2 protein-coding genes and 1 pseudogene are annotated in these 2748 nt (G+C 68.6%); 1 reads left to right on the forward strand and 2 read right to left on the reverse strand.

The window, feature by feature from the left end:
• Window positions 1-153: pseudogene (locus QH196_RS04290) on the reverse strand (ABC transporter permease); the annotation flags it as partial.
• A gap of 47 nt (window positions 154-200) precedes the next feature.
• Window positions 201-680, reverse strand: coding sequence for a gamma-glutamylcyclotransferase (locus QH196_RS04295; RefSeq protein WP_280398103.1), 480 nt, complete (start codon window positions 678-680; stop codon window positions 201-203).
• A gap of 210 nt (window positions 681-890) precedes the next feature.
• Here QH196_RS04295 and QH196_RS04300 point away from each other — a divergent pair, with 210 nt between their 5' ends.
• Window positions 891-2294, forward strand: coding sequence for an NAD(P)H-quinone dehydrogenase (locus QH196_RS04300; protein ID WP_280414429.1), 1404 nt, complete (start codon window positions 891-893; stop codon window positions 2292-2294).
• Window positions 2295-2748: the final 454 nt, after the last annotated feature.

The raw sequence follows: 2748 nt of genomic DNA on the forward strand, positions 1-2748 counted from the left end.
GCTCAGCGACGCCTGCTCGGTCGGAGTGAAGGTCGTCGATCGATACCACAGCAGGTAACCGGCGCCGATGATCACGATGATGAGCGGTTCGAACCAGACATCCAACGGTATGCGGCGCAGCCGCGAGCATCGAGTGCGGAAAGCAGGGACCAAAGGGGGCCGAAACCCGCGGCGCCGAAGGCGCCGCAAAAAGACACAGCTCAGCTGAAGTTGTTACCCGGGCCGACGTTGCGGCTGTTGCGGGTGCGCAGGGCGTGTACGTAGTCCGCTGGGGCACCGGCCTTTTCGGCGGCATCGGCCATCACGCCCAGATAGCGGGCCGAGGGGAGTCCGCCCTCGTAGGCGTCCAGAACGTACAGCCACGCCAGGATGGGTTCGGTGCCGCTGCCGGGGCTGGGAGTGACGCGGAGGCGGATCTTGCGGTGGATCCCGAAATCCGAACCCTCCCACCGGTCCAGTCGCTGCTCGTCTTCCGGCGAGACGTCGTAGAGCACCACGAAGACCCGGGAACCCGGTTCTTCGACGACGGTGGCCAGTGGGCCTTCCCAGCCGATGTCGTCCCCGCTGAAGGTGAGGCGCCAGCCCTCCAGCCAGCCCGTCCCGAACATGGGGGAGTGCGGACAGCGCTCGAGCATCTGGGTCGAATCCATATTGGACCCGTAGGCAGCGTAGATCGGCACACCGGCAGCTTAGTTGTGTTCCGGCCCGCACCGGTACGGGGCGTCGTAATTGGTGCTGTGGGATCTGCTTCGAGGGCGTTTACGGGTGCCTCCGGCCGTGCCCGGACTGTCGCTGAGAACCGCTGAACAGCACCGACTAGGCTTGTCTCGGCGAGTGAGGGCCGCGACGCTGCCGCGCGCCGGGCGCGGGTGATCAGGACAGGGGAAGTTATGACCCGCATTGCAATCATCGGTGGCGGACCCGCAGGCTACGAGGCGGCGCTGGTGGCGGCGCAGCACGGCGCGCAGGTTGTACTGATCGATTCCGACGGTATCGGCGGGGCGTGTGTGCTCTGGGACTGTGTCCCGTCCAAGACGTTCATCGCATCCACCGGGATACGCACCGATCTGCGGCGGGCCCGCAATCTGGGGATAACGCTGGATCCGAGCCAGGCCGAGGTGCGGTTGCCGGAGGTCAACGAGCGGGTGAAGGCGCTGGCGCTGGCGCAGTCGTCGGATATCCGGTCCAAGTTGCAGGGCGCGGGAGTCCGGGTGCTGCCCGGCTGGGGCCGGTTGGCGGGCCCGGGGTCGGGCCGGGCCACGCACCGGGTCGAGGTGACCTGTCCGGATGCCGCCGAGGAGACCGTGGAGGCCGAGGTGGTGCTGATCGCGACAGGTGCCTCGCCGCGAGTGCTGGCCGGCGCCGAGCCCGATGGGGAGCGGATCCTGAACTGGCGCCAGCTCTACGATCTGGCCGAACTGCCGGAAACCCTGGTGGTGGTCGGCTCGGGTGTCACGGGCGCGGAATTCGTCTCCGCGTATACCGAAATGGGTGTCCGGGTGGTCCTGGTCTCCAGCCGGGACCGGGTGCTGCCGGGCGAAGATGCCGATGCCGCACTGGTTCTCGAGGATGCTTTCGCCGAGCGCGGTGTGGAATTGGTCAAACACGCCCGCGCCGACAAGGTGGAACGTACGGCCGACGGTGTGCTGGTAACTCTTTCCGACGGTCGCACAGTTACCGGTTCGCACGCACTCATGACCGTCGGCTCGACACCGAACACCACCGGGCTCGGGCTGGAGGAGGCGGGCCTCGAACTCGACCGCGGCGGATACCTGCGGGTCGACCGGGTCTCGCGCACTCCGGTCCCGGGCATCTACGCGGCCGGTGACTGCACCGGCCTGTTGCCGCTGGCCTCGGTGGCCGCCATGCAGGGCCGGATCGCGATGTACCACGCGCTCGGCGAGGGCGTGAGCCCGATCCGCCTGAAAACGGTGGCCTCGGCAGTGTTCACCCGCCCCGAGATCGCGACGGTCGGAGTGAGCCAGACCGCCATCGACAACGGCGAGGTACCGGCCCGGACGGTGATGCTGCCGCTGAACACCAATCCACGCGCCAAGATGTCGGGATTGCGCCGCGGTTTCGTGAAGATCTTCTGCCGCCCGGCGACCGGCGTGGTGATCGGCGGTGTGGTGGTCGCGCCCATCGCCTCGGAACTGATCCTGCCGATCGCTCTGGCGGTGCAGAACAATCTCACGGTCAACGATCTGGCGCAGACGTTCTCGGTCTACCCCTCGCTCACCGGTTCGGTCATGGAAGCGGCCCGCCAGCTCATGCGCCACGACGACCTGGGCTGATCCCTGATCCCTGATCGTCCCGCCCCCGTCGTATTCGGCGAGGTCCACAGCTTCGTGCGCACCACCGGCGACACCGCGGCCCTCTGCAGTGCTGAGCCCGCCGAACCCGAACTGCCCAGCGACGCCACCGAGCTGAGCGAGATGCTCGGACTCGGCCACCCCCGCGGGCCAAAAGTGACCAGCCGTGGTGCCGAGTCTTACGAGGCCCTGAAAGGTTTTGGCCCGTCGCGGGGGTTTGGGGGCCGGGGGGGGGGGGGGGGGGGGGCGGGGCGGCGGGCGGGGGGGCCGCGCCGGCCGGCGGGCCCCCCCGCCGCCCCCCCCCTGGCCCGTACCGCCAAACCGGTGCGACGCTTGTTCGCCCGTACCTGAGGCAATCCTGCAGCTTCCGCCCGTCCGGTATCGCACCGGGCGGGCGGTTTTTGTTTGCGCGGTGCGAATTCCGTCCGGGTAGCTA

Source organism: Nocardia carnea (genome assembly GCF_029868325.1).
Classification (GTDB): Bacteria; Actinomycetota; Actinomycetes; order Mycobacteriales; family Mycobacteriaceae; genus Nocardia; species Nocardia carnea_C.

Excerpts from the sequence above, each read along its gene's own strand:
- QH196_RS04300 (WP_280414429.1), top strand. The coding sequence starts at position 891 with ATGACCCGCATTGCAATCATCGGTGGCGGACCCGCAGGCTACGAGGCG.